The sequence below is a fragment of the Corynebacterium sp. Marseille-Q4381 genome, from assembly GCF_036881695.1.
Taxonomy (GTDB): domain Bacteria; phylum Actinomycetota; class Actinomycetes; order Mycobacteriales; family Mycobacteriaceae; genus Corynebacterium.
The window spans coordinates 38,520-62,610 of record NZ_JBAJNR010000007.1; the positions used below are offsets into that span (position 1 = coordinate 38,520).

The following is a 24,091-nucleotide window of genomic DNA, read 5'->3' on the forward strand; positions in this document are numbered from 1 at the left end:
AGCCATGTCGAACGCAGTATGGGTGCCCGTCAACGCGGAGATGAAGGGTTTCATCGGCACCCTCGTCAAAGAAGCCTCTGGCGCCGCGCGGCAGGCCGGGCAGAAGGTCACCGATGAGATGGGCAAGGCCGGTAAGAACGCCGGCGAAGCCCTCGCCGGCGGCCTCGCATCGCAAGCGGCAAAGGTCGAGCAGATCACAGCCAAGGTGGCCAACGCCCGCAAGGTCGAAGCCCGCGCGGCCGCCGACGTGATCAGCGCGGAGCAAGAGCTCCAGACCCTCCGGGGCCAGGCCGACGCCTCCGCGTCGCAAATCGCCGCAGCCGAGGAAAAGCTGGCTACCGCGAAGAACCGCCACCAGGACGCCACCGTCACCCTGTCGCGTACCGAGCAAGACCTCGAATCCGTGCGCGCCGGGGGAGAGGCCACTTCCACGGCGTTGGCGCGTGCGGAGGACAACCTCGCCCGGGCGAAGACGCAGGCGCAGACTGCGGCGGACAAGCTGCACACGGCCGAGCTCAAGCTTGGCGAGGCCAAGGAGCGCCAAGCGGCGCGTGCGCAGGCTGTCCGCGACGCCGAAATGAACTTGATTAACGTGCGCGACCGTTACGGCGCCAATACCCGCGAAACGGAGCGCGCGGAGCGGCAGCTGCAGACGGCGAAAGATCAGGCTGCGGCTTCTGATCGACGGGTGGCCACCGAGACCGGAAACGTCACGAAGAAGCGCGCGGAGCTCGCCTCCGCGACGGAGAACGTGGCGGCAAAGACCCGCACTCACAAGGCCACCCAGCAGGATGTGGCTGCCGCAGAGCGAAACGCCGGCAACGAGGCGGAGTCCGCTGGTCGCAAGATTCGTGGGCTTGGCGAGGACATGGACGGCGCGTCGCGCTCCGGTGGCGGGTTCATGTCCTCGCTCGGCGGATTCGCCAAGAAGGCGGCTCTCGCCGGCGGCGCGTTCCTGGGCGTCGCCTCCGCTAGCCAGGCCCTCGGCGGCGGCTTTGAGCGACTGAACAACCTGCAGCGCGCCGACATTATGTTCCGCAACATCGGGCTGTCAGCAGATCAGACTGCCACAACCATGGACGACCTCAACGACCTGGTCACCGGCACTAACGTCTCGCTCGCAGATGCGGCCGGCACCGCCTCCATGCTCATGCAGGCCGGTGTCGAGGCTGGAAAGCCCCTCAACGATTCGATCAAGGCGCTAACCAACATCTCCGCGATTGCCGGCGGCTCCGCCGACGACGTCGGCATGGTCCTCATGCAGATCAAGGCCGCCGGCCGCCTCATGGGCGGCGACGCGATGCAGCTGCAGCAGCGCGGCGTCAACATCTACGGCTACCTCGCGGACTCCCTCGGCATGAGCTTCGAGGAAGTCAAGAAGCTCGGCGAGGAAGGCAAGATTACCTACGAGCAAGTCATCGACGCGATCAACGCGAAAACGGGTGATCTGGCTAAGGAGATGGGTGACACCCTGCCGGCCAAGATGGGCAACTTCAAGACGGCGGTGTCTTCCGCAGCAGCCGAGCTAATCAAGCCCTTCATGGAGCCGATGACGCGCGGAGTGGAGACGCTCACCCAGAAAATCAAGGACGCGAAGCCCGCCATTACCGAGTTCGCCGAAGGCGTCAAGAACGTCTTCACTTGGCTCGGCGACCACCCGGCGGTCATCGCCGGCATCGCCAGCGGCCTGGCGTCGCTCGCGGCCGGAGCTGCCGCAGTCAAAGCCGTCGGCATCGCGAAGGAAGCTGTCGCCGCCGCGCGTGGCATTAAGACCTTCGCGGACATGATGAAGATATTGAACCTATCGTTCCTGGCGTCGCCCGTTGGGCTTGTGGTGACCGGCATTGCCGCACTTACCGCCGGGCTGACCTACTTCTTCACCAAGACCGAGACCGGCCAGGAGCTGTGGTCGACGTTCATGGACGGGCTTCGCTCCGCTGGCGAGTGGCTGAAGGGCACTTTTGCTCCGATTTTTGAGTACATCGGTGACGCCGTTTCCAGCGCGTTCTCCGTGGTCGCGGAGAAAGTCGATGCCGTCGTCGACACCGTCAAGGGCGTATTCGAGGTACTCTTCAACGGCACCGTTCCGGACAGCGGGCTCTTCGGCATCAGAGACGAATCATCGGCGCTGTTCGGAACGCTGATCACGGTCCGCAATACCATCATCACGCTCAAAGACGCCGCAGTTGCAGCATTCGACTGGATGGGCGCGAAGTGGCAAGAGTTCACGATCGGCTTTGGCCAGTTTTACAACACCTGGGTCTCGCCCGTAGTCACCTTCTTCACCGAGGCATTCAATGTGATCAAGGAGGTCGTGGGTTCGACAGTCTCCGTCATTAGCGAGAACGCCCGCATCTTCGGCGACATGCTCGGTCTGGTTTTCTCTGGCGTCCGCGACGCCTTCTCGGTGGTTGGCTCGGTGATCACCTCGGTGGCCACCGCTGTGATCCAACCGGCCTGGACCTTGATACAGATGGGTGCCCAGATCATGTGGACCGTCCTGCAGGGCGTCTTCCAGATGATCCAGACCGGCTTCGAGTTCGTGGGCACCATGATCCAGTCCGTTTGGACAAATATCATCGCGCCGACTTGGGGCTTCCTAAAGGAAGCCGCGGGATTGCTCGCCGACGTGCTGACGGGCAACTTCGAGAACATCGGCAATCGGTTCTCGTCGATGGGTGACTTCATCTCGCAGATCGTCCAGGGGCCGATCAACGTGGCGATGGATCTTTTCCGCGGTCTCGTGGGCTTGGTTGGTGATGCTTGGCGCACGTTTCAGTCCACGGTCTCGGACGTGGTTGATGTGGTCAAGACCAAGATCACCGAGATGGTCAACAACGTCCAGGAGATCCCTGGCAAGATCAAGTCGATCTTTGCGGATGCCGGGCAGTGGCTGCTGTCAGCCGGTCGCGACATCATCTCGGGTCTCTGGACCGGTATGCAGCAGATGTGGGACAACATGACCGGATGGCTCACCAGCCTGCCGGGTCGTATCCGCAACGCTGTCGGGTCGGTCTCCTTCGGCTTCGGTGGCGGGTCCTCGAACGCGAATGGGTCGTTCGCGCAGTACGTCACAGGCGGAATCGCCGCGGCAGAAGTGTACGCGAACGGCGGCGGCAACCTGCCGACCCAGGCAGTCATCGAACGCCCGCACGGCAAGCGCGGCCTAGTCCAGTGGGCCGAAGCTGAAACCGGCGGCGAGGCGTTCATCCCGCTGGCACCGTCGAAGCGTGAGCGCTCTGAAGCGATCCTCGAGCGCGTGGCCGACAACTTCGGCTACGCGTTGGTGGACTCCAAAACTGGTGTGCCGTACCAGTCCAACTACCGGGGCTACTTGGGCCCGCAGGTCGTCGGTTCCTTCGCAGATGGCGGTATCACTGGCGACGATTTGATGAAGTTCCTGCAGGGTGGGTCGGTCAACGGATATCAGGCTGCGTACCCGCTGGAGGGCGCGAAGTATCTCTGGGCCGGGCAGCACCCGTACTGGGGTGACTGCTCCGGCACGGTCTCTAGTGTCACCTCGCTCGCGATTGGGGAGAACCCCGCACCGCGCCGCTACGCAACTGGTTCCCAGGGTTCGTGGCTTTCTTCTCACGGCTTCCTCCGTGGCCGCGGCGGCGAGGGCGATCTGCGCATCGGCTTCAGAAACGGCGGTCCTGCAGGTGGGCACACGTCCGGAACGCTGCCGAACGGTGTGAACTTCGAGATGGGCGGAGCCAGAGGCAACGGCCAGCTCGGCGGTCGCGCGGCCGGTGCATGGGACTCGTACTACAACGAGTTCTTCTACTTGCCGATGCAGGAGCAGAAGTGGCTGGACCCGGAAGTCACCGGCCTGAAGGATCTATCCGCCGATGAGCGCCAGGTCGTGGTCGCCGCGGTAGACACCGCGGAGCTCTCCACGTCGACGCCGGTGCAGCAAGGCCCGCAGACACCGTATGAGGCGTTCGCTACGACGTTCGCCGCCGAGATGGGCAACCGCACCGTTGGCCAGATTGGTTTCGACGCCGTAGCGGACTTCTTCGGGGTCGACCCGAAGGCGACCCGCAAGGTGCTGTTCACGCCGATGGACGAGCTCCTCGGCGTGGCCGACGTCAACCAGACCGCCGCGGTGGGCAACCCGTCCACCAACGTGGCTGGTGCACATGCTGCACAGCTTCACGACGAAGCACTCACGTCGATGACCCCGGCAGAGCTGGCACGCGACCCGCAGTTGTCGCAGGTTAAGGACGCGGACGTCGTGAAGCAGCCGGACGTGCCCGAGTGGGGTCCGCAGTTCTTCGCCCACGAGATAGCTAGCCAGGCGAAGTCGATGGGCCTGGACAAGTTGGCCGCACAGATCGGTATCGCCACCGCCCTGGTTGAGTCCGGCAACCCCATGAAGATGTACGCGAACCGGGCCGTCCCGGAATCCCTGTCGTTCCGGCATGACGCGCTGGGGAGCGATCACGATTCAGTGGGCCTGTTCCAGCAGCGAAACAATGGTGCGTGGGGCTCGGTGAAGGACCGGATGACGCCTGCGGAGTCTGCCGGCATGTTCCTCCGCAAGCTGAGCAGCTTCGACTACCGGGCCATGGCGCCCGGCGACGCGGCGCAGCGTGTCCAGGTCAGTGCGTTCCCAGACCGCTACGGTCAGCAGATGGCCGAGGCGGCCGAGCTGTTGTCGAATACTGGCGTGTTCGACCGTGGCGGGCTCGCGCGAGGCCTCGGATTCCTGCGCAAGGCGACCATCGAGCCGGAGGAGGTTCTTTCTCCTGCGATGACGCCGTTGTTCCGCCGGTTCATCGGCTTCTTGCCGGGCATGATGGAGACCATTGACACAGCCCGGGCGGAGCTGCGCATCGCGGCCGCCGGCGGTGATGCCGGATATGGCGCCCTGGCTGAGCTCTTCGGGGCGCAGGTCGGCTACCAGCTCGCGGATTCTGCGTTCTGGGCAGGCGGGCTGGTTGAAGAGCTGCAGGAGGCGTTCGCCGGCGGCGACTTCGGGTATGGCTCTGCTGCCCACATTTTCGGCGAGGAGGCCGGACGTGCCCTCGTGGATGAAGCCAGCTGGCTCGGCACCGCCGTCGAGGAGCTCACAGCAGCCGCGCGCGGCGAGGACTTCGGTCTCGCGGCCACGGCACGCTACCTCGGCGACGAACGCCTTGCCGCAGCAGCTCTGGACGGCGTCGGCGCTGCCGGCACAGGCTTTGACAACGCGTTCCAGGCGCTCTCTGGAGTGCGGCAAGTTGCACAGCGCGCCGGGTCGACCGTGGTCATCAACATCGATGGCCAGGAAGTCATGCGCCGCCGCCTGGAGGACGTCGAGGAACAGCTCGACCTGAACACCGAGGACATCATCGGGCTGAAGACGCCCCGCCGACCGACGCCGATGATGACGACACGAGGAGGTGCGATGTGATGGAACTCCTGGAACCGGGCCTGTTGGCCGAGGGGGACTACAAGATCACCCTCACCGGCCCGCAAGGGCAGACCTTCAACATCGCCACCCCTCACCGCCACGAGCGGGAACACCAGCCCGTCCTACTACTGAAAGGAGGCACTGACGGGTTCAGAGTCAAGCCGGAGCGCCGAGCCCGTGCAAGCGTCAACCGCTACGGCGAACGCGAGTACGGCAAGCGCTTCCCGCCCTTCGGCGGCACCCTCAAAACGCTCGTCGGCGCGCCGGGCTTCAAGCTCGGTCACGTCGACCGGAACTGGCGCAAGCTGTGGAGCCCGTTCGAAGACACCAAGGTGACCGTGGCGGCCACGGACGGCGGTAACGCCTTTGCCAACTTCCGGCTCGTGGACATGTCGGACTTGCCGCACAATCTGCGCGGCCAGCCGTCCTACCCGTGCGACGTCACCTGGACATGCCCGGACGGCGCCTGGAGCGGGCCCGCCCGCACCTACTCCGGAGCCGCGACCGTGATCGACCCATCCGACCCGGGTTTCTCCGCGAAGCTCACGCTCGCGTGGAACACGGCCGAGGACCTGGACGTGACGTTTCCTGCCGGCAACAGGATCACGTTCAAGGCGTCGTCGATAAGCAAAAAGCTCCCGGACACCGTCTTCTTCGACCTCGAGCCGGGCATGATGGGCCGGCCTACCGATGCCGCCGGCAACGAACTGGACACCCTCTGGTCCGCATTCGCGGGCAAGATGCGCGGGCTCGAGCTCGAGCCTCACATTCCGACCCGCTGGGCGCTCTCCGGCTGCGAGCTGCGCGTAACACCCCGCTACCTACACCCGTGGAGGTGACCGATGGAAGAGAGCATTATGGAAGCAATCCTCGCGGGCCTCGCCCTGCCCGACTACCGCGAACTCAACGAGTTCGACTGGGCAGCCGAGAAGCGACGTCGCGAGAACATCGTTGCCGCGCGCAGCCAGTACGTCGGCCTCCTGAACAAGAACTTCATGCCGGTCATGGACATCGAGGACTGGGAGGGCGCGTCTTGGGGCGAGACGTTCCAGGACACCGCCAACATGCAGATGGTCCTCCCGGGCGAGGTGAAGCCGGGCGTGCAAAACCCGCTCGTGCGCTATCTCCTGCAGACCGGCAGCGACGACCCGGACGGCGTCTTCCACGACGCGCTGACGGTCATCGTCGAACGGCCGGGGCGGGGTGGCACACTGCGGCGCTTCTACCGCGTCCTCGACATCTCGCCCGAGGGTGGCCGCGACTACCCGGACAAGGTCACCATCACCGGGCTGGACGGCATCGAGTACCTCAAGCACCTGCCGTTGTGGGCCGACCCGTCGAACCGGAGCAAAGTAGTCCAGCTGCAGTTCGAGGACAAGCAGGCAGGCTCGGCCGAGTTCGTCTCGCGAAAGCTGATCGGCCGCAACCTGATCGGCTACCAGCAGCCGTCGATGCTCGCGCAGATCCTCGACGGCAAGGTCGGCTCGTTCACCATGACGGACGACTACGACGACCCGCGCCGCTGGCGGCCGATGCAATCACAGATGCACCGCATTATCTGCTCGCCAGTGGCATCCGGCCTGCCGTCCGAACACTGCATTGTTACCGCCCGATGGGACAATGCGTGGGATCTGCTCAAGCCGACGTGGGAGGCATCCGGCATCCTGCCGATCGTCACCCTCTGGCTCCCCGGCGACCGCCAGCCGTTCCCGAACCACACAGAACTGACCATGCCCACCGTCATCGTCGACTTCCGGCCGGTCTCCACGGTCACCGGCGCGCGCACCATGCTCGGGCAGGGCATCCAGTCTTTGCGACGGAAGATCGACGCCGGCGATCGTTTCACCTCCGTTACCGAATTTTCTGACGTGGCCCCGCCGACCCGCGACGGCCGCCCGCCGTGGGTCGTATTCGACTGCGAGGACGCGCCGCGCGTCACCATCCGCAAATCGACCGATAGCCGCTTCCTCGTCGGCGGCAAGTCGCCCAAAGCCATCAACACCGTGGTCAACGCCGGCGTGAAGGGCGTAGGAGCGACGCTGGGCTTCTTCTTTCCCCGCCTCGCGTCGCTCGCGACCTACGGCGCCGACATGGTTGCCGAACTATCCGCCGACCGCTTCCTCAACCTCAACGAGCACCACGACCGGGACCGCTACGTCCGCCACGGCCGCTCCGGCTACATCTCCGTGGCCAAACAAGGCGAAGCCAACAGCGTCGACTCCATCCAGAAGGCATGGCAAGCCAAAACGGAGACCAACGGCGGGTTGAGTGTTGAGTTCCGTATCGGTGACGCCTACCCGTACCAACCCGGCAGAGACTTCCAGCTCGGCGACACCGTCGGCCTGGGTGCCTGGAGTGAGGTCTGGGCCGCCTACGTCTCCGAGATCACCTGGACCTCGACCCCCGGTGAACCTGTCGGCTACGAGATCACCCTCGGCGACCTCCGCCAAGTCACCTCACCGGAGAAGCTTTTCGCCGCCAACGTCGAGACCATCAAGTCGCGCCTCGCGCGGCTCACATCCACCGTCAACTAGGAGGACACGATGCAGCTCTACCCCTACAACGTCCCAGACGGAGCGCACCCGCTCGCCTGGACCCTCTACGGCCACGGCCTAGACACCGCGACCATCAACCGTCTTTGCCGCCATCTTTACGACAATCTCGGCGCCCGCCTCCACCTCCCGGAGCCGCGCGACGTCACAATGGGCTGGGCCGTCGACTGGGCACTCGACCCAGGAGACCGCGACGTCGCCCACGTCGGCCACAAACTCGACATCGGCCTCGGCTTCGACACCGCCGTCACCATCATCGACGGCGCGCTCCCGCCAGGCATCCGCCTCGAGGCCCACACCGGCCGCCTCGTCGGCGTCTTCAAGCAAGCCGGCCTCTACTCCGCCACCTTCCGCCTCGCCCCGCGCACCAAGTACGACCCCCTCGGCGGTCCGGGCGGCCCGGACACCGCCGGCAAATGGATTCCGCTTGACCAGCCGCGCTACACACCACCCGCCGCCGACCCCGCTCCCGCGCGGGACCTCGCGGCCATGACACCGCACGAGCTCGAAGCTCTGATCGTTCAGGCGCAGCAGGCCCAGCGCGCCGGGTTGATCCGCGATGCCGACAAGGAGCCGAGCGGTGGGGATTAGACCAATCACTAGCGGCGAGCAGATCATCGTACGCGACGTCCGCGAGGAGCTTGCCGATGACCTCACGGCCACCGCTGGCGAGGTCGGGCAGCCCATCGGCGAGGCCCTGGACGAGATCTACGCGACAGCAGATTCCGCGAACACGTCGGCAGGTGAAGTAGCGGCGACCCTTGCTGACCTGCAAAGCAGAGTCGAGTCTCTGGAACTGAAGCTCGCGTCACTGCAATCGAAAGTGGACACGCTCTTATCGGCTGAAGAGCTGACATCCGCAGTTTCCGATCTGCGAAAGCGGGTTGAAGCGTTGGAAACGCCTCCCACTACCTAAAACGAATTTTTCAACCGATCACCGCATCTACTCAGTGCATGTATAGGAGGAGGGACTTATGGCTGAAACAATTACTTTGACGGGCCGTTTGACTGATATCACCTCGCGGCCAGTTGAGCGCATCACAAGGATTTCTGTTAAATCGCCCGTTTACGGGCCCGGGCCAGGTATTGACCTCACCACTTCCCAGCCTGTAGCGGTCGAGGCTTCCCAAGGTGGAACGCTCACCATTCAGGTGGTTGAGGGCGTGGGCTGGTTGTTCGTTGAGGGGGATGGTTGGTCGGACTCGATCCGGTTTGTTGCCGCTCCTGGAATGTCCACCTTGTGGGAGGCGGTGGTGAATGCGCTGCCGCACACGATTGAGGTCAAAAACATGCTTATCGCCTTGGGTGAAGCGTATGAGGCGTCGCAGGCAGGCCAGGCGCTACCGCCGTGGTTGACGGAGGCGGCACTTAATGGCACTTATGCGACGAAACAGGAGTTTTTGGCAGCGTTGCAGGACAAGGTGGAGCCACTAGTGATGGACTATCTTGCGTCCGATAGGGCTGTCACTGATGCCGCGATTGCAGCTATCGAGAAGCAAGTCCCGGGCGCGGTGGATGCGTATGTCAAGGGGCAGGTTACTTGGCGAGGCGTGGTTGGCAACACTGTCGATTTGAATGCTGTCCGCGATCCGGGTTTTTATACGGTGCCGTCATCTGTGGTGGGCCGGTCTTTGGACGCCTGGCCGGATAAGTTTGGTGGCGTGCTCGCTGTGTACGCCAATAAGGGCACGAGTGTGGCCATTCAGGAAGCTATTGTGTCGCAGGGTGGGTCGTTTAGGCGTTACCTGCGGTATTCCGCGGCTCTAGGCGCTGATAGCTGGACTCCGTGGGAAGACCAGTCAGCAACAGGTGTGCTGCCGTCCGGTACGGATCTTCAGAAGTGGCGGGCGCAGGGTGCTTATCAGGTCTCCCTCACGGAATCCTTGAAGCTGCTGGATATGCCGAAAGACGCTGATGGCAACCCTGTGGCGGGGCAGGGTGTGGTTGAAACTCTGACTGCGGCGGGTACTGGTATGGCGATGCAGCGCATGACGATCAACCAGAGATCCGGGGGTCTTGCCACGTATGTTCGCTTCACATCGCTTACATCTGGGTGGCCGGAGTGGCAGCGTATCGGCGGCGGTAGCTCTGCTGGTGGTGGGCAGGTGGCGAGCCCGCAGGCTACGGCACGGTCCTACACGTCGTCCCACGCAGCGAGGGTGGAGTACGCGAAAACCCGCCGGGGCGGAAGCATTGGTACAGGCGGGAAGCCCGTGGTTATGTTGCGATTTGACCACTGGCTCGTTGCGTTCCGTGACAAGGTGTTGCCTATCTTGGAGAAGTACCAGCTGCCGGCAACGCTGAACCTGAACCACGACAACCTCGAGCTAGAGCAAAACGGCAGCGGCTCAATCACCTGGGAGCACATTCAGGACTGGAACCAGTACAAGTGCATTGAGATTGCTAACCATGGCTCCACCCACCGCGACCAGTCCACCACGGAGGGTATTTTTCACGAGATCGTGAATGGGCGGCGCAACCTGGAGAAAGCGATGCCGCGGGTAGCGGTAGAGGCATGGCAAGAGCATGGTGCGTCGTACTTCTATAACGGCGACATTGACGGCGATATTGGCCTTGATCTCGGGCGTACCTTGGCGAACTACACCGATTCCTACGCCGGCCAGCTGGTGCTCTCGGAGCACGCTGTGGTGGAGGGTAAGTCTGGCGGATTTTTCCATCCACTGACCGGCACCCCGCAGATCGGGCAGTCGCATTTCAGTTTTGACCGTTCGACAGCGGCGGAGATGATCGCCCAGGTCGATACCGTTGAAACGGTCGGTGGTGGGGTCACGTTGTACGCGCACCCAGGTTCGATGCAGAACGTGCTTGTGGGTGGGAAGAACTGGCCGTGGGCAAAGCTACCCGACGGGCGAGTCACGCTCACTGACCCTAAGAACGGGGCGGTGCAAACATTCGCGTCCGAACAGGCGCTCCGCGACTGGGCGGGGGCGAACGGCAATATCGTGTTCGCTAGCTTCGATGACTTCGATGTGTTCTGTGCTGAGCTGGCACGTCGCCGTGACGAGGGCCGGCTTATGGTCATGACCGCAACCGGCGGTGGTGTCGCTGATTCCTCCCACGCACGCCGTCGAAACCTGCTCGTCAAGCCCGATTTCACCGACGGGCATAAAGACTGGTGGACGTACATGACCGGCTGGACAGTCACTAACCCCGGCCCGGACGTGACACTCACCTCCACTGGGAGCGCGCAGCCTCTTGGCCAGTCGATGCTGCTGTATTCACGTTTCGGGTGGGCGATGGGCGCAGCCCACGAATTGGTTGTGACTGCCTCGGCGACCACACCGACCACGTTGACGCTGCAAATGCACCAGCTCGGCAAGCCTGAAAACTGGAACGCGCAGCGTGAATTTGAGGTGCCGGGCGACGGCAAGAAACGCGCCTACCGCCTCAACCTGACCTTGCCGAGGGACAAGGACATCTCCCAGATGACTATCCGCATCGGCGGACCCAGTCTCACAATTCACGGCGCGCCACTCCTCGCCGCGATTTAGACCTACCGATCACCGGACAAGCGCCCGCAGGGGCGATTTTTTATGTCAAAGGAGAGCGAATATGACCATCAAACCAAACCCAAACTGGCGAGGAGACCCCACGTTCCTGCCGGAAGTATTCCGCGCCTTCGGCGTCAAATTCCGCGAATACCCGGGCTGGAAAGACTGGGGAATGGGGGACTTCGGCGTCATCCAGGGCGTGATGTGGCACCACACAGGCGCCATGAACACGAGTCCGGAATACATCCGAAACAACCCACGACTAAGTAACGGGCTTTCCTCGCAGTTCCACACCGCGCCGAACGGGCTGCAGACCATCCTCGGTGCCGGCATTGCCTGGCACGCCGGTCGCGGCTGGCTCGACGGGTGGCCCACCAACGATGCAAACCGTGTCTGCCTCGGTTTCGAGATGCAGCACGACGGTATCTCGCCATGGCCGGAGGAACAGCTCGAATCCACCAGGCTCGCAACTGCGGCCATCCTTTGGTTCCTCGGCAAGCGAGCAACAAAGAAGACGATGATCGCGCACTGGGAGTACTCGATGCAGGCCCAGGGTAAATGGGACCCGGGCGCTGGCACCGGGAAAGCCGGAGTCGTGATGAACATGGATCGGCAGCGCGAGCTCGTGAACCAGTTGATCGACAACTTCACCCGAACAGGCGACCCGTACGGAAAACCCGCCCCGCCACCGAAACCCAAGGAGGACACCGTGCCGCTTTCAACCAAGTTCTTCACTGACTTCATCGTCGGATTCATCGGCCCGATCATCTCCGACGTCAAGGACATTCGACAGCAGATAACGGGAGGGCGCGATGCCGGAAATTACGACGGCTGGTCCATCTCGTGGCTGATCGAGCAGTACCAGCGCCGTAAAGGCGACCATGGCACCCTGCCGGAATTGATCGCCGTAAACCTCAAGGAGACCGAGCGGCTAGCCGACCAGGTCGCCCGCCTCGCAGACGTGATCGAGAAAAAGGAGCAGAAGTAATGGCCAGCATCTTTCAGACAGCAGTGAGCCAAGCACTCGTAGACCAACCTTGGTATATCCGCCGCAAAGACTCCCTCACCGCGGCCGCGGGGCTCGTCCTGCAGATCGCTAACGTCCTTGTCGCCTACGGATCCGACATGCCGGAATGGGCCAACGTCGCCATCGCGGCAGTTATCGGCATAAGCCAGATCTTCATCCACGCGGGCACCCCAGGTGCCATCACCCCCTCGCAGGCCGCAAAGCTCGAAGCTGCCGCAGAGCAGAGCGTTCCCGACCGCCAGTCCGTCTCCGGATACGTCATCGACCCCGGCGAGACGGTCGAGATCTCCGACCCCAACGAAGACCACGCGCCCGCAGTGAGCGCCTTTGCCGCAGGGCGGCAGGCCGCGTACCGGGAAGGGCGTGAGGTCCCGGAGGGAGGAACTCACAGTGTTGGCTAAACCCGCTAGAGAAAACGCCAAGGAATACCTACAGCAGCACCTTCCTCGGCTCCTGGCGGCGATGTGGGCACTGTGGAGCATGGCCACCGCAGCGGCCTACGTTGATCGAGTTCCACCCCAGCTCGAAGTCGTGGACAAAGCGACCAGTGTGCCGCTTTGGACGATTTGGGCACTTGCCACGATCGCGCTCGCGCTCGGCGTTCTCGCCCCCTCAACCGCCCCTGACAAAGTTCAGGACGTCGCTCGTTGGCTGCGCATCGGCGGCATGATGATCGCCTGCGCCGCACTGATCGTTTGGACAGTGGCGTTCTTCTACGACGAGCCCCGCGGGTGGGTGACCGGCAAAAACTATGCGCTGCTCGCCGCGATGGCTGCGTTCACCACCTGGACTATTGCGCGGGACAACGCGCGCCGGGAGCGGGTGGTGGCCGTATGACGAGTGAACAGGTCATCATCGCGATCATTTCCGGTATCGGAGCGCTCCTCGTCGCCGCCATTGGGTGGCTGGGGCGCCGCGACGAGACGAAGGCATCCGCCTCGGAGACGTTAATCAACGGCCAGGCGGCGCGCATCGACAAGCTCGAAACGAGACTCGATGCGATCGAAGCAGAACTCCGCGAGACTCGCGCGGAGCTGCAGACAATCCAGTCTCACGCGGGCGATCTGCGAGACGCCTTGCGGCGAGCGCTCGCCTGGATCGCAGAGGCTCTTGAGCATCTTTCTGCCCCTGACACGATCGCAGCTCCGCCGGCTCCTGATGTGGACTCGTGGCAGGCACTCATTGACTCCCCGCCGAGGGCGAGGAATCCGCCGCGTTGACTCCGGGAGCCACCTCTATCCGCGGCAGCGGTTCAAATGCCGATAACGCGCACAGAACGCGCACGCCCATCTAACGCGCAGGTCAAGGCCATAAAGCATTGTCCTCGTAATGAGAAGGTCGCGAGTTCGATTCTCGCAGGTGGCTCAGGTGGAACCCCAGCTAGATTGTTCGTCTGGCTGGGGTTTCGGCGTTCTCTCCCGGTGCCCTCGGGAGTTAATAGCGGGTAACTCGCGGGGGCGGTTCCGGCGACCTGCGGAAACGCGGTTGTCGACTCGAGTTACCCGCTATCACCGAGCAAGCCGGCCGGCCAACAGCGGCCAACCGCCCCTACCGCGGCCGCTTCTTGCGGTAGTACACCTGCCGCCGCACGCGGGCGACCACGTCTCCGCCGGCATCCACGATGTCGGTGTCGAACCAGTGCAAATACTTGTCGCCGGCGGCGGTCTTTTCGCGGATGAGGTTGTAGGTGGCGTCGTCAATCAGCATTTCTGCCGTCAGACGCCCGCGGCCCGGTTTGACGAACGTGATTTCGGCGCCGGCGTCCCAAATCGAGTACCCCTTGCCCAGCCGGGACATGGAGGCGAGCATGTAGAACGGGTCGGTCATCGCCATCATGGTGCCGCCGAACGCGGTGCCCACGCCGTTTTGCGTGAGTAGGCGCGGGGTGTGCGCAACGACGACGCGGGAGCCGTCGGGCGCGAATTCCTTGACGCGGATGCCCGCGCCGAGAAACGGCGGCCACAGCCACATGAAGCGCTCAAGCGTTTTCGGTGCGAGCAGATTCACCTTAGGCAACCGCATCACTTTCCAACCTCCGAACCGTCGCCGCCAATTCCCGGCAGGAAGCGCGGCACGACCTTGCCGACGGCGTTGCGCGGTAGCGCCGGCAGAAAGTGCACGTCGCGCGGCACAGAGTGATCTGCAAGCCGGTCGCGCACCCACGCCTGCACGGACTCCACATCGAGCGCCTTGCCCGCGTCGTCCTTGCCCGGCACGATCCACACGGCGATGCGCTTGAACATCACCGGGTCGTCCACGCCGTGCGCGTAGACCTCGTCGACGCCCGGCATTTCGTCGAGCACCTCGGTCACGGACTGCGGGTGCACGTTCTCGCCGCCGACGATGATCATGTCGTCGTTGCGCGACTGCACGTGCAAGAACCCGCGCTCGTCGAAGTACCCGAGATCGCCGATCTCAATCAGCCCGTCGATCTCGACGACGTCCGTGTGCGGGTTGGTGTAGCCCTTCAGCGCGGTTTCGTTGTGCAAGAAGATGCGCCCGGTCTGGCCGGTGGGGACGGGTTTGCCCGCGGCGTCGTAAAGCCGAAGCACCGTGCCGGGCGGAACCTTGCCCACAATCGTCGGGTCAGCCTGCATCTGTTCGGGGGAGGCGGCGGCTGCGAGCGCGAGTTCGGTGGAGCCGTAGATGTTTGCCAGGATGGGGCCGAAGCGTTCCGTGGTGCGCCTCAGCAGCGCAGGGGTGACGGCGTTGCCGGCGGTGGCCAGGTAGCGCAGCGTCGAGGTGTCGTAGTCCTCGTCCAGATCCAGCATCTGCTTGAAAAAGATGGGAGAGGAGATCAGCCCGTCGCAGCGGAAATCTTGGATCTGCTTGAAGCAGGCCTCGGCGTCGAACACGCGCCGCATGACCAGCGTCGAGCGCGTGGCCAGCCCAACCTGCAGCGCCGACCAACCCCACGTGTGGAAGATCGACGCGGACAGCTGCACCGTGTCGCCGCCGCGCCACGGGATCGCCTCCAGGTACCCGCTCAGCACAAACGGCAGCCGCGGCTCCGGCCGCACAATGCCCTTCGGAATTCCGGTGGTGCCCGAGCTCATCAGCACAATGTTGCCGTGGGGCGGGAAAAGGGGCAGTTGCTTATCGACGCCCCCCTCAACCACCACATCCCCAATCGACAGCCCCTCGCGCCCCTCTGCCGTATGGGCCCGCACGACGGTGACCGCATCTGCCGCGCCGGCGGGGACGCGGTCGGCGAACTCGTCGTCGATGAACAGGACGTTGATGTTGTTCTCTTCGAAGATGCCTCGCAGCTGCTCCGGCGAGGAGCCGATGTTGAGCAGGAAGATGTGGCCGCCGGCGTACCCCTTCGCGCCGAGGGGGAGGATGATGCCGCGGCCGTTGCGCGCCATCACGCCGATGCGCAGCTCCTCGAGGCCGCGCTCCTCCTTCAGGCTGAGCAGCCACTTTGCCAGCGTGCGCGACTGGTCGCGGAGTTGGCGGTAAGAGAGCAACCCGTCGTCGTCGATAATCGCCGTGCGCTCGGGCACCGCCGCAGCACCCTGCTCAATCTCGCGGGCGGTGGTGAAGCGGTACCTCGCCAGATTTGGGATGAGCTGGGCGGCCGCGCGGGGGCCGCCCTCGGTGCTGAGAACGCCGGCGCGCAGGACTGCGGGGAGAAAGCGCGCGAACGACTTCATCACGAAGATAGGGTTTTCGGTGGGACGCATACTTGAAATGTAGCGTAAGGTGCTGATGGGATTATTGTTTCAGTAGTGATTGCGTAAGAAAGGCACCTCCATGACCCGCCCTACGATCCGCCGCCGCCTCAGCGCCATCGCCGCAGCCGCCGCCATCGCCGTCGGCGCGATTGCCCCCGCCCCGCACGCCGAAGCGCAGCAGCGCAACATGGTCATCTTCGGCGATTCGGTGGTCTCCGACCCGTCCGGGCCGAAATGGCTTGGCGGCAAGCTGGGACTCGACCCCCGCGGCTCCTCCGACGTCACCACGTGGTGCCCAACCAGCCCGACGAACTGGGGCAAGCAGTCGGCTGGACAGCTCGGCCTGCCGGCGTGGGATTACTCCTGCACCGGTACCGTCTCCATCCAAGCCGGCCCGCAGTTCTCCTCCCAGGTCGACCGCGCGGTCCGCGACGGCGGCCTCAACCGCAACACCGCGCGCGTGGTCATCACCACCGGTTTCAATGACACGTACCACAACGACGGACGTGACCGCGCAGCGTTCCGGCGCGACTGGGTCGCCGCCATGACCCCGCAGGTCAACCGCATCCGCGCCGCCGCCCCGAACGCCCGCATCCAGATCGTCGGTTACCCGAAGATCACCTCCAACGGCAACGTCTGCCTCTTCCACGTCGCCCCGAACGTCTCCGACACCACGCCGTTCCAGCAAGTCGCATATTGGGAGGACTCCATCCAGTGGGCGCAGGTCGATTTGGCCCGCGCCACCGGCGTCGAGTTCCTCGACCTGAAGCCGTCCACTTGGAACAACAACATGTGCGCCCCCGACAACCAGCGCATGTGGGCAGGCCTGGTCGACTTCTACGGCGGCCCCGGCAACCTCCCCATCCACGTCAACCAGCGCGGCCACGCCCACGTCGCACGCGTCATCGCGGGCTCCTAGCCGCCGCGGCGCAAATGGTCACCCGCAAAGTGTTGCTTGCAGATGGTCATTAACCGGGTAACCGCAAAGAGGTGATCTTTCGCGACGGCGGTTAATGACCTTCTGGTAGTTACCGGGTGGGGGTTACCTTTTGGGAAGCGCGTCCGCGTGCGGGGGTTCGGCGTTCTGGAGGGCAACCGCGCGCGCGAGGCGGGCGTAGCGCAGCTCCTGTTCGCGGAACCGGGTCCACGTGGAGATCGTGGTGAAGAAGAACGCGATGATCAGGATGTAGAGCATCAGGTCGGTGCCGCGGTCGACACCGAGCCAGTTCGCTAGCACCGTCACGTCGTCGGGGCGCAGGATCGCCCAGATCGCGGCGACCATCATCACCACAAACCCGATCTTCACCCACGCCTTCGCGTTGGCCTTCTTGCGGTTGGTGAAGAAGTACGCCGCGAGCGCGACCGTCGCGATGATCAGAAGCAGCTGAATCACTTGAGCCTCCGTGCCATGATTCCGTCGGCGAGGATGTTCACACCGTTAATAAGCGACTGCCCCTTGGCCATTGAGTACTCGGTGTAGAGGATGTCCACCGGTTGCTCGGCGACGCGCCAGCCGCAGTCGTCGATCATCGCCACGATCTCGGATGCGTGGCTCATCCCGTTCATGCGGATGTTCATCTCTTCGGCGACGCGGCGGTTGAAGACGCGCAGCCCGTTGTGGGCGTCCGATAACCCGAGACGCTTGGTGCGCGGGGAGAGCATGACCACCGTCTTCAGCACGAGGCGTTTGATCCACGGCACCTGCGAGTTGTCCTGGCCGGCGAAGCGGGTGCCGACGACGATGTCGAGGGGCTCGGTGCGCAGGCGCTCCACCATCGCGACGACGTCTTTAACCTGGTGCTGGCCGTCGGCGTCGAAGGTGACGAAGTACTGCGCGCCGGGCTGGGCGCGGGCGTACTCCACGCCGGTCTGGATTGCGGCGCCTTGGCCGAGGTTCACCGGGTGGTTGACTAGATGGGCGCCGGCGGCGCGGATGGCGTCGGCGGAATTATCCGCGGAGCCGTCGTTGACCGCGACGATGTTGGGGAAGGTGCGGCGAGCTTGGGTGATCACGTCCTGGATGACTTGACCCTCGTTGTAGCAGGGGATCACCAACCAAGTGTCCCCGTAAAGATTCGCCTCTTTGGCGCGCCGCGATTCCATCGCGAAACAATTTACCCGCCGCGGTGGAAAAGTACGGTGTTTACGCGCTTGACCACACCGATTGGCAGCAACCTGTAAACATTGCGCGCGACGAGGTTGAACGCGGCGCGCGGACGCGAGATCAGACCGTAGCGCACCAAGTTGCGCTGCATCATGCGCTCCGCTCTGCGGGTTTGGTTGGCAGAGCGGCGGCGGTGCTGGGCATCGGTGACGCGCAGATACGTCAGCGGCTCCGGCAAGTTGCGCAGTTCCCACCCTCCGGCGAGCATACGGGCCCAGAGGTCGTAATCCTCCATGAACGGCACATCCTCGTACCCGCCGACGTTCTTCGCCGCGTCCGTGCGGAACATCACGGATGGGTTGTTGATCGGGGAGTTCATCTTGGCGTACTGGGCGGGGTTTTGGGGCAGCGTGCGGATGCGGGCGGCGTCGCCAAGCAAATGCTCAAATTCCTCGACCGCCGTGCCGAGCGCCGCCACCTCGGGATGCGCCTCGAGGTACGACAGTTGGCGTTCGAAGCGCTCCGGGCGCGCGGCGTCGTCGGAGTCCAGGCGGGCGGTGTAGTCCGACTCGATCGTTTCCAGACCAGCCTGGGAGGCGGGGCCCGAGCCGCGGTTTACCGGCAGGCGGATCAGGCGGGCCTTCTGGGTAGCGGCAAAGCCGGTTGCTACGTGCTCAACATCCTCCGCGACGGGGCCGTCGAACACGATGACCACCTCATCCGCCGGGCGGGTCTGCGCCGCCAAGGACTGCAGCGCGACGGCGAGTTCTGCGGCGTTGGTGCCGTGGTAAATGGTCATAAGGACAGACAGCGTGGCCATGGTGTGCTCCCGGTTAGTCCCTTGCAGCGTCAATGAGGTAGCGGCCGTAGCCGGATTTCAGCATCGGCTCGGCGAGGCGTTCGAGCTGGGCCGCGTCAATGAATCCCTCCCGGTACGCAGCGACCTCGGGCGAGCCGATGACCGTGCCGGTGCGTTTCTGGATCACTTCGACGTACGCGCTGGCCTCGGCCATCGAGTCGATCGTGCCGGTGTCCAGCCACACGTCGCCGCGGTGCAGGCGGTGCACCTTCAGGTTGCCCTCGTTGAGGTAGGCCTCGTTGACCGACGTGATCTCCAGCTCGCCGCGCGCCGACGGGGTGATGCTTTTCGCTTTCTCCACCACGGTGTTGTCGTAGAAGTACAGCCCGACCACGGCGTAGTTCGACTTCGGGTTCGTGGGTTTCTCCTCGATGGATAGCGCCGTGCCGTCGGCGGCGAACGCCACCACGCCGTAGCGCTGCGGATCCGACACCTCGTAGGCGAAGATCGCGCCGCCGTCGATTCCGGCCGTGCTGTCCGTTTCACCCAGCACTGCGGTAAGCCCGTTGCCGTCGAAGATGTTGTCCCCAAGCACCAGCGCAACCGCGTCGTCGCCAATGAAGTCCTCGCCGATGAGGAAGGCCTGCGCCAGCCCGTCGGGGGAGGGCTGCTCGGCGTAGCTCAGCATCACGCCGAACTGCGCGCCGGTGCCTAAAAGGCGCTCAAACGCGGGGCGGTCCTCCGGGGTGGTAATGACGAGGATCTCGCGGATGCCGGCGCTGATCAGCGTGGTGAGCGGGTAGTAGATCATCGGCTTGTCGTAAATCGGCATCAGCTGCTTCGAGATGCCTTTTGTAATCGGGTACAGGCGCGTGCCCGATCCGCCAGCCAGGATGATCCCCTTCACCGCGTCAGCCCGCCCCGCTGCCTAGCGCGGCAGCTGCGGGAGCTGCGGGAGCTGCGGAAGCTGCGGCATTTCCGGCAGTTGCGGCATTTCCGGCAGGCGGACGTTTGCCAGCATCGCCTCGATCTGGCCGTTGTCGAACTGCATGATGATGTTCAGCAGGCCGGTGAGGACAGCGATGACGAACAGCGCGATCGAGGCCGGTCCGACCTCGGAGAAGTCACCGGAGGACATCGCGCGTACGACGTCGCCCGCGCTTGCGGGCTTCGGGGTTGTCGGCGCGACGGTGGTGCTGGTGACCGTGACTGTCGGGGTGGTGGTCACCGTGGTGGAAACGGTTGCGCCCGGCGTCGGCGTGGTGGTGACCGGGGTGCCGGTCGCAGAAACCGGCGCCACCGGCGTAGGCGGCACCTCCGTCGGCTCCGCCTGAGCGTGGCTAACCAGCACAGTCGCGCACGTCGCGGCGGTGACTAGGGCAATCGAGGTGCGGGTGCGGGACATGGAGGGGCTCCTTGAGAACATCCTGAAGCGTGAAAAGACTGCACACAGTCTAAACACAACTGCTAGCAGGTGGGAAGATACATCGCCAGCGCCGCGCGCCAGTTGGTCGGGGAGAATCCGGTTGCCTTGATCTTGGTGAGATCCAGCGTGGATTCCTTCGGCCGCGGGGCTTCCGCGCCGTAAAGCTGCGTGTACTGCTCGGTGGTTACGGGGTGCACGTCGGAGGGGTCGTGGCCGAGCCCGATGAACACGGCCATGGCGATCTCGTCGCGTCCGGCGGTGTCGCCGTCGGAGGTGAGGTTGTACACGCCGTACTCCGCGCCCGTGTCCAAAAGGTGCAGGATGCCCTTGGCTAAGTCCTCGGCCCAGGTGGGACGCCCTCGCTGGTCCGCCACCACGCTGGGCTGCTTCCCGGCCTGGGCGAGCGCCGCCATCGTGGACATGAAGTTGCCGCCGTCGCCGAAGACCCAGGAGGTGCGGATGACGTAGTGGCGCCGCGCGACTTGGGCGGCCGTGTCGCCTGCGGCCTTCGACGCGCCGTACGCCGACAGCGGGCTGGCCGGCTCGTCTTCCGCGTGCACCTCCACCGATCCGTCGAAGATGTAGTCGCTGGAGACGTGCACCAGCGTCAGGTCGTGTTCGTTCGCGATCTCCGCGAGGCGCGCCGGGGCGTCCGCGTTGACCCGCCACGCCTGCGCGCGGTTGGTTTCGGCGCCGTTGACGTCGTTGAACGCGGCGCAGTTGATGATCGCGCGGTACGGGGAGAAGTCGAAATCTGGGTCGATCGCGGTGATGTCGAACTCGTCGCGACCGACAAAGTCGGCGTCACCCTCGCCGAGGCGGGTGCGGAGTGCGCGGCCCAGCTGGCCGTTCGCTCCCGTGACAAGGATGCGCTTTGGGGGGACTAAGGGGGCGTCGGCAAGCAGCGGATGCTCCTGGTCGGCCTTCGATAGCTTTGTGGGCGTAAGCGGCCAGTCGATCTCCTTGTAGGAGCAGTACGCGTAGTCGCCGCGCGGGTTGTATCGCTGGTTGACCAGGTAAATGTAGGCGGTGTCGGGTTCGAGTGTCTGGAACCCGTTGGCCACCCCGCGCGGCACGAACACCGCGGTGGACGGGGTGATCTCTACGCCGAACTTCGCACCAAACGTCGGCGAGCCCTCGCGCATGTCCACCCACGCGCCGTAGACCCGGCCCGTGGCAACGCTGACCCACTTGTCCCACGGCTCAGCGTGCATGCCGCGCGTGGTGCCGGGTGTGGCGTTAAAGCTCACGTTGTTTTGCCGCGGCACCAGCGCCTGCCCCGCCCAGTTCTCCTTGAACCAGCCGCGAGAGTCCTCGTGGACTGTGAGGTGGTGGATTTCCAGGCCGTCGATCGGGGTGCGCATGGTGCCCAAGTTACTGTCCGCTCAGGGCATATTGCTTTTCGACGCCACCCTTCACCCCCTCCCACCATCCACGGTTATCGGTGTACCACGCAATGGTCTGCGCAAGACCGTCGCGCAGATCGGTGTAGCGCGGCCGCCACCCGAGTTCTTCGCGCAGTTTCGTGGCGTCCATGGTGTAGCGCTGGTCGTGCCCGGGGCGGTCCGCCACGTGCTCGTAGGTGCCGCCCATGATCTGGCAGATGGCCTCGATGACCTGCTTGTTCGTCACGTGCGCGTCGCCGGGCGCGCTCGCGCCGATGTTGTAGGTTTCGCCCGGTTTGCCGCGCTCGAGGATGGTGAGCACAGCGTCGTTGTGGTCGTCGACGTGGATCCAGTCGCGCACCTGCTCGCCCGAGCCGTACAGCTTCGCCGGCTGGCCGGTGAGGATGTTGGTGATCTGGCGGGGGATGAACTTCTCTACGTGCTGGTATGGACCGTAGTTGTTCGAGCAGTTGGAGATCGTCGCGTTGATGTCGAAGGAGCGCACCCACGCGCGCACCAAGTGGTCGGAGCCGGCCTTGGTTGCAGAGTAGGGCGAGGAGGGGTTGTAGGGGGTCGTTTCCACAAACCGCTCATCGCCGCCGAGCGGGAGGTCGCCGAAGACCTCGTCGGTGGAGATGTGGTGCAGGCGCGTGCCGTGCTCGCGCACGGCCTCTAACAGAGCAAACGTGCCGACGACGTTGGTCTGCACGAAGGCGGACGGGTCGCGCAGAGAGTTGTCGTTGTGCGACTCCGCGGCGAAATGCACCACCGCGTCCGCTTGGCGCACAAGCTCGCTGACCAGCTCAGCATCGGCGACATCGCCGAGCACGAACTCGAGGGCCGCGCCCTCGATGCCGTCGAGGTTCGCCTCGTTGCCGGCGTAGGTCAGCTTGTCCAGCACCACGATGCGCTCGGCGGCGCCGCGCTGCGCCGCGAGCCTCACGAAGTTCGAACCGATGAACCCGGCGCCACCGGTTACCAGCAAAGTTGTCATGCGTGGCTATGTTACCGCCCGCGACAACCCGAGGACGTGGACGAACGCGCCGGCGAGGGGCCCCGCGAACAGGGCCACGATCACCGAGGTGATCACTGGCCACGGCCCGATGAACAGCACCGCGAACGCCACCGCCGAGGCCACGAGCCACCCGGCGACGTACCAGCCGTGGCGCTCCGTTGCCAGGACCGCGACGCCGGTAATCATCAGCATGCCCATGATCGCTGACGCGAGCGTCAGGAACCCCAGCGTCACCCCGCCGACAAACAACTCCGGCTTGAACGCCACGCGCAGAATCCACGGCCCGACCGCCCACGCGGCGGCGAACCCGATCGCGCCGACGCCTAACACCGCCGCCGCCGGGCCAGCGAGCGCGCGGTAGATCTGGTCCTTCTTTTCCACGAAGCGGACCACCAGCGCGGATTGGAAGCGCTGCAGCGGCACCAGCACCGGCGCGCGGGTGAGCATGACAGCGTTGTTGACCGCGGCGACGATGGTGGAGACGCGCTCGTCGCCGTCAGCGAACGCGGCGGAAACCGCCGTCGGGAACCCGGTGATCAGCGCCGCTGATGCGCCCGAGGCCACCATGGCGGAGACGACGCGGCCGATGAACGCGCCCCGGTCCACGTCGAGCGCGATCCTGATGTTGCTGCGCGCCGACGTCGACGCGCCCAAGACAACGAGCCAGCTAGCTGCGCCGATGACGGTGATGAACAAAAACGCGTCCAGCCCCCAGCCGAGCCCCCACGCGGCGAGCGCGATCAGCAGCCGGATGCCGGAGTCGAGGGCGACAAGCCCGGCGTACTGGTCCCACAGGCCGGCGCCGGACAAGATCCCGGCGAGCACCGCCTGGAAGATGTAGCTGACCAGCCCGAAGACCAGTAGCGAGGTGGCTAGCGTCGGCGACATCGGCACGATCGCGCGCATCGCCCAGTAGCCGGCAGCGATGACCACCACCACGACAAACGCCGCAACCATGGAGGCGAAACGCCACGGGTTGGCGCTCCCGCGGACTTTCGTTTCCCGCGCGTGCGCGACGGCGCGCGTGGTTTCGTTGGTCACACCGTCGATAAGTCCTGTTGAAGCGAAGAACAGCCCCCAGTACGCCTGGAAGTAGCGGTACTCCGTGCCGACGTTTAAAGCCCAGCTCGCCACCCACATGAGGATGAACCCGGCGAGCGCTGAGAACACCGTTGCGAGCGAGAGGTTGCGCATAG

At 64.6% G+C, this 24,091-nt stretch carries 21 protein-coding genes; 11 read left to right on the forward strand and 10 right to left on the reverse strand.

Going from position 1 to position 24,091, the window contains the following annotated elements:
• The first annotated feature begins 4 nt into the window (after positions 1–4).
• From V6D40_RS07295 to V6D40_RS07340, 10 genes are all read left to right on the forward strand, one after another.
• Positions 5–5,398: a tape measure protein gene (locus V6D40_RS07295; protein ID WP_334289700.1), complete on the forward strand. Its 5,394-nt coding sequence runs from the start codon at positions 5–7 to the stop codon at positions 5,396–5,398.
• A complete protein-coding gene (locus V6D40_RS07300) occupies positions 5,398–6,237 on the forward strand; it encodes a hypothetical protein (protein WP_334289701.1) in 840 nt (279 codons plus the stop codon). Before V6D40_RS07295 ends, V6D40_RS07300 begins: the two co-directional genes overlap by 1 nt.
• Before the next feature lie 3 nt (positions 6,238–6,240).
• Positions 6,241–7,932 (forward strand): Gp37-like protein, encoded by a 1,692-nt coding sequence (locus tag V6D40_RS07305; protein WP_334289702.1) that lies wholly within the window; start codon positions 6,241–6,243, stop codon positions 7,930–7,932.
• Positions 7,933–7,941: 9 nt separating this feature from the next.
• Entirely contained in the window at positions 7,942–8,541 is a 600-nt protein-coding gene (locus tag V6D40_RS07310; protein ID WP_334289703.1) for a phage gene 29 protein family protein, read from the forward strand.
• Positions 8,531–8,866, forward strand: coding sequence for a hypothetical protein (locus V6D40_RS07315; protein ID WP_334289704.1), 336 nt, complete (start codon positions 8,531–8,533; stop codon positions 8,864–8,866). The genes V6D40_RS07310 and V6D40_RS07315 overlap by 11 nt, the downstream gene beginning before the upstream one ends.
• Before the next feature lie 58 nt (positions 8,867–8,924).
• Positions 8,925–11,462 carry a polysaccharide deacetylase family protein gene (locus tag V6D40_RS07320; protein ID WP_334289705.1) on the forward strand — a complete coding sequence of 846 codons (2,538 nt, stop codon included), beginning with the start codon at positions 8,925–8,927 and terminating at the stop codon, positions 11,460–11,462.
• Between the two features lie 61 nt (positions 11,463–11,523).
• The gene (locus V6D40_RS07325; RefSeq protein ID WP_334289706.1) at positions 11,524–12,450 is read left to right on the forward strand and encodes a peptidoglycan recognition protein family protein; all 927 of its coding nucleotides are present in this window, start codon (positions 11,524–11,526) and stop codon (positions 12,448–12,450) included.
• Positions 12,450–12,890: a hypothetical protein gene (locus V6D40_RS07330; protein WP_334289707.1), complete on the forward strand. Its 441-nt coding sequence runs from the start codon at positions 12,450–12,452 to the stop codon at positions 12,888–12,890. The genes V6D40_RS07325 and V6D40_RS07330 overlap by 1 nt, the downstream gene beginning before the upstream one ends.
• A 79-nt stretch (positions 12,891–12,969) precedes the next feature.
• Positions 12,970–13,326: a hypothetical protein gene (locus tag V6D40_RS07335; protein WP_334289708.1), complete on the forward strand. Its 357-nt coding sequence runs from the start codon at positions 12,970–12,972 to the stop codon at positions 13,324–13,326.
• Positions 13,323–13,709 carry a hypothetical protein gene (locus V6D40_RS07340; RefSeq protein WP_334289709.1) on the forward strand — a complete coding sequence of 129 codons (387 nt, stop codon included), beginning with the start codon at positions 13,323–13,325 and terminating at the stop codon, positions 13,707–13,709. The genes V6D40_RS07335 and V6D40_RS07340 overlap by 4 nt, the downstream gene beginning before the upstream one ends.
• 328 nt (positions 13,710–14,037) lie before the next feature.
• On the opposite strand, the gene V6D40_RS07345 is transcribed toward V6D40_RS07340, so the two are convergent.
• Entirely contained in the window at positions 14,038–14,511 is a 474-nt protein-coding gene (locus tag V6D40_RS07345; protein WP_334289710.1) for a PaaI family thioesterase, read from the reverse strand.
• Positions 14,511–16,175, reverse strand: a complete 1,665-nt coding sequence (locus V6D40_RS07350; protein ID WP_334289711.1) for an AMP-binding protein — start codon at positions 16,173–16,175, stop codon at positions 14,511–14,513. The genes V6D40_RS07345 and V6D40_RS07350 overlap by 1 nt, the downstream gene beginning before the upstream one ends.
• Positions 16,176–16,245: 70 nt before the next feature.
• On the opposite strand from V6D40_RS07350, the gene V6D40_RS07355 reads away from it, so the two are divergent.
• Positions 16,246–17,085 (forward strand): GDSL-type esterase/lipase family protein, encoded by an 840-nt coding sequence (locus V6D40_RS07355; RefSeq protein WP_334289712.1) that lies wholly within the window; start codon positions 16,246–16,248, stop codon positions 17,083–17,085.
• Between the two features lie 123 nt (positions 17,086–17,208).
• Here the strand turns inward: V6D40_RS07355 and V6D40_RS07360 are convergent, their stop codons facing one another.
• The 8 genes from V6D40_RS07360 to V6D40_RS07395 form a co-directional block, all read right to left on the reverse strand.
• Entirely contained in the window at positions 17,209–17,559 is a 351-nt protein-coding gene (locus V6D40_RS07360; protein ID WP_334289713.1) for a DUF2304 domain-containing protein, read from the reverse strand.
• The gene (locus V6D40_RS07365; RefSeq protein WP_334289714.1) at positions 17,556–18,269 is read right to left on the reverse strand and encodes a glycosyltransferase family 2 protein; all 714 of its coding nucleotides are present in this window, start codon (positions 18,267–18,269) and stop codon (positions 17,556–17,558) included. The genes V6D40_RS07360 and V6D40_RS07365 overlap by 4 nt, the downstream gene beginning before the upstream one ends.
• Positions 18,270–18,280: 11 nt before the next feature.
• Positions 18,281–19,069 carry a glycosyltransferase gene (locus V6D40_RS07370; protein ID WP_334289715.1) on the reverse strand — a complete coding sequence of 263 codons (789 nt, stop codon included), beginning with the start codon at positions 19,067–19,069 and terminating at the stop codon, positions 18,281–18,283.
• Between the two features lie 34 nt (positions 19,070–19,103).
• Positions 19,104–19,976, reverse strand: coding sequence for a glucose-1-phosphate thymidylyltransferase RfbA (rfbA, locus tag V6D40_RS07375; RefSeq protein WP_334289716.1), 873 nt, complete (start codon positions 19,974–19,976; stop codon positions 19,104–19,106).
• A gap of 21 nt (positions 19,977–19,997) precedes the next feature.
• Complete coding sequence (locus V6D40_RS07380; protein ID WP_334289717.1) at positions 19,998–20,474, reverse strand: hypothetical protein; 477 nt, start codon at positions 20,472–20,474, stop codon at positions 19,998–20,000.
• Between the two features lie 62 nt (positions 20,475–20,536).
• Positions 20,537–21,859 carry a sugar nucleotide-binding protein gene (locus V6D40_RS07385; protein ID WP_334289718.1) on the reverse strand — a complete coding sequence of 441 codons (1,323 nt, stop codon included), beginning with the start codon at positions 21,857–21,859 and terminating at the stop codon, positions 20,537–20,539.
• Between the two features lie 10 nt (positions 21,860–21,869).
• Entirely contained in the window at positions 21,870–22,874 is a 1,005-nt protein-coding gene (gene rfbB / locus V6D40_RS07390; protein WP_334289719.1) for a dTDP-glucose 4,6-dehydratase, read from the reverse strand.
• Positions 22,875–22,880: 6 nt separating this feature from the next.
• Positions 22,881–24,089 (reverse strand): hypothetical protein, encoded by a 1,209-nt coding sequence (locus tag V6D40_RS07395; protein WP_334289720.1) that lies wholly within the window; start codon positions 24,087–24,089, stop codon positions 22,881–22,883.
• Positions 24,090–24,091: the final 2 nt, after the last annotated feature.

Excerpts from the sequence above, each read along its gene's own strand:
- V6D40_RS07295 (WP_334289700.1), top strand. The coding sequence starts at position 5 with ATGTCGAACGCAGTATGGGTGCCCGTCAACGCGGAGATGAAGGGTTTC.
- V6D40_RS07300 (WP_334289701.1), top strand. The coding sequence starts at position 5,398 with ATGGAACTCCTGGAACCGGGCCTGTTGGCCGAGGGGGACTACAAGATC.
- V6D40_RS07305 (WP_334289702.1), top strand. The coding sequence starts at position 6,241 with ATGGAAGAGAGCATTATGGAAGCAATCCTCGCGGGCCTCGCCCTGCCC.
- V6D40_RS07310 (WP_334289703.1), top strand. The coding sequence starts at position 7,942 with ATGCAGCTCTACCCCTACAACGTCCCAGACGGAGCGCACCCGCTCGCC.
- V6D40_RS07320 (WP_334289705.1), top strand. The coding sequence starts at position 8,925 with ATGGCTGAAACAATTACTTTGACGGGCCGTTTGACTGATATCACCTCG.
- V6D40_RS07325 (WP_334289706.1), top strand. The coding sequence starts at position 11,524 with ATGACCATCAAACCAAACCCAAACTGGCGAGGAGACCCCACGTTCCTG.
- V6D40_RS07330 (WP_334289707.1), top strand. The coding sequence starts at position 12,450 with ATGGCCAGCATCTTTCAGACAGCAGTGAGCCAAGCACTCGTAGACCAA.
- V6D40_RS07335 (WP_334289708.1), top strand. The coding sequence starts at position 12,970 with ATGGCCACCGCAGCGGCCTACGTTGATCGAGTTCCACCCCAGCTCGAA.
- V6D40_RS07340 (WP_334289709.1), top strand. The coding sequence starts at position 13,323 with ATGACGAGTGAACAGGTCATCATCGCGATCATTTCCGGTATCGGAGCG.
- V6D40_RS07345 (WP_334289710.1), bottom strand. The coding sequence starts at position 14,511 with ATGCGGTTGCCTAAGGTGAATCTGCTCGCACCGAAAACGCTTGAGCGC.
- V6D40_RS07350 (WP_334289711.1), bottom strand. The coding sequence starts at position 16,175 with ATGCGTCCCACCGAAAACCCTATCTTCGTGATGAAGTCGTTCGCGCGC.
- V6D40_RS07355 (WP_334289712.1), top strand. The coding sequence starts at position 16,246 with ATGACCCGCCCTACGATCCGCCGCCGCCTCAGCGCCATCGCCGCAGCC.
- V6D40_RS07365 (WP_334289714.1), bottom strand. The coding sequence starts at position 18,269 with ATGGAATCGCGGCGCGCCAAAGAGGCGAATCTTTACGGGGACACTTGG.
- V6D40_RS07370 (WP_334289715.1), bottom strand. The coding sequence starts at position 19,069 with ATGACCATTTACCACGGCACCAACGCCGCAGAACTCGCCGTCGCGCTG.
- V6D40_RS07380 (WP_334289717.1), bottom strand. The coding sequence starts at position 20,474 with ATGTCCCGCACCCGCACCTCGATTGCCCTAGTCACCGCCGCGACGTGC.
- V6D40_RS07385 (WP_334289718.1), bottom strand. The coding sequence starts at position 21,859 with ATGCGCACCCCGATCGACGGCCTGGAAATCCACCACCTCACAGTCCAC.
- rfbB (WP_334289719.1), bottom strand. The coding sequence starts at position 22,874 with ATGACAACTTTGCTGGTAACCGGTGGCGCCGGGTTCATCGGTTCGAAC.
- V6D40_RS07395 (WP_334289720.1), bottom strand. The coding sequence starts at position 24,089 with ATGCGCAACCTCTCGCTCGCAACGGTGTTCTCAGCGCTCGCCGGGTTC.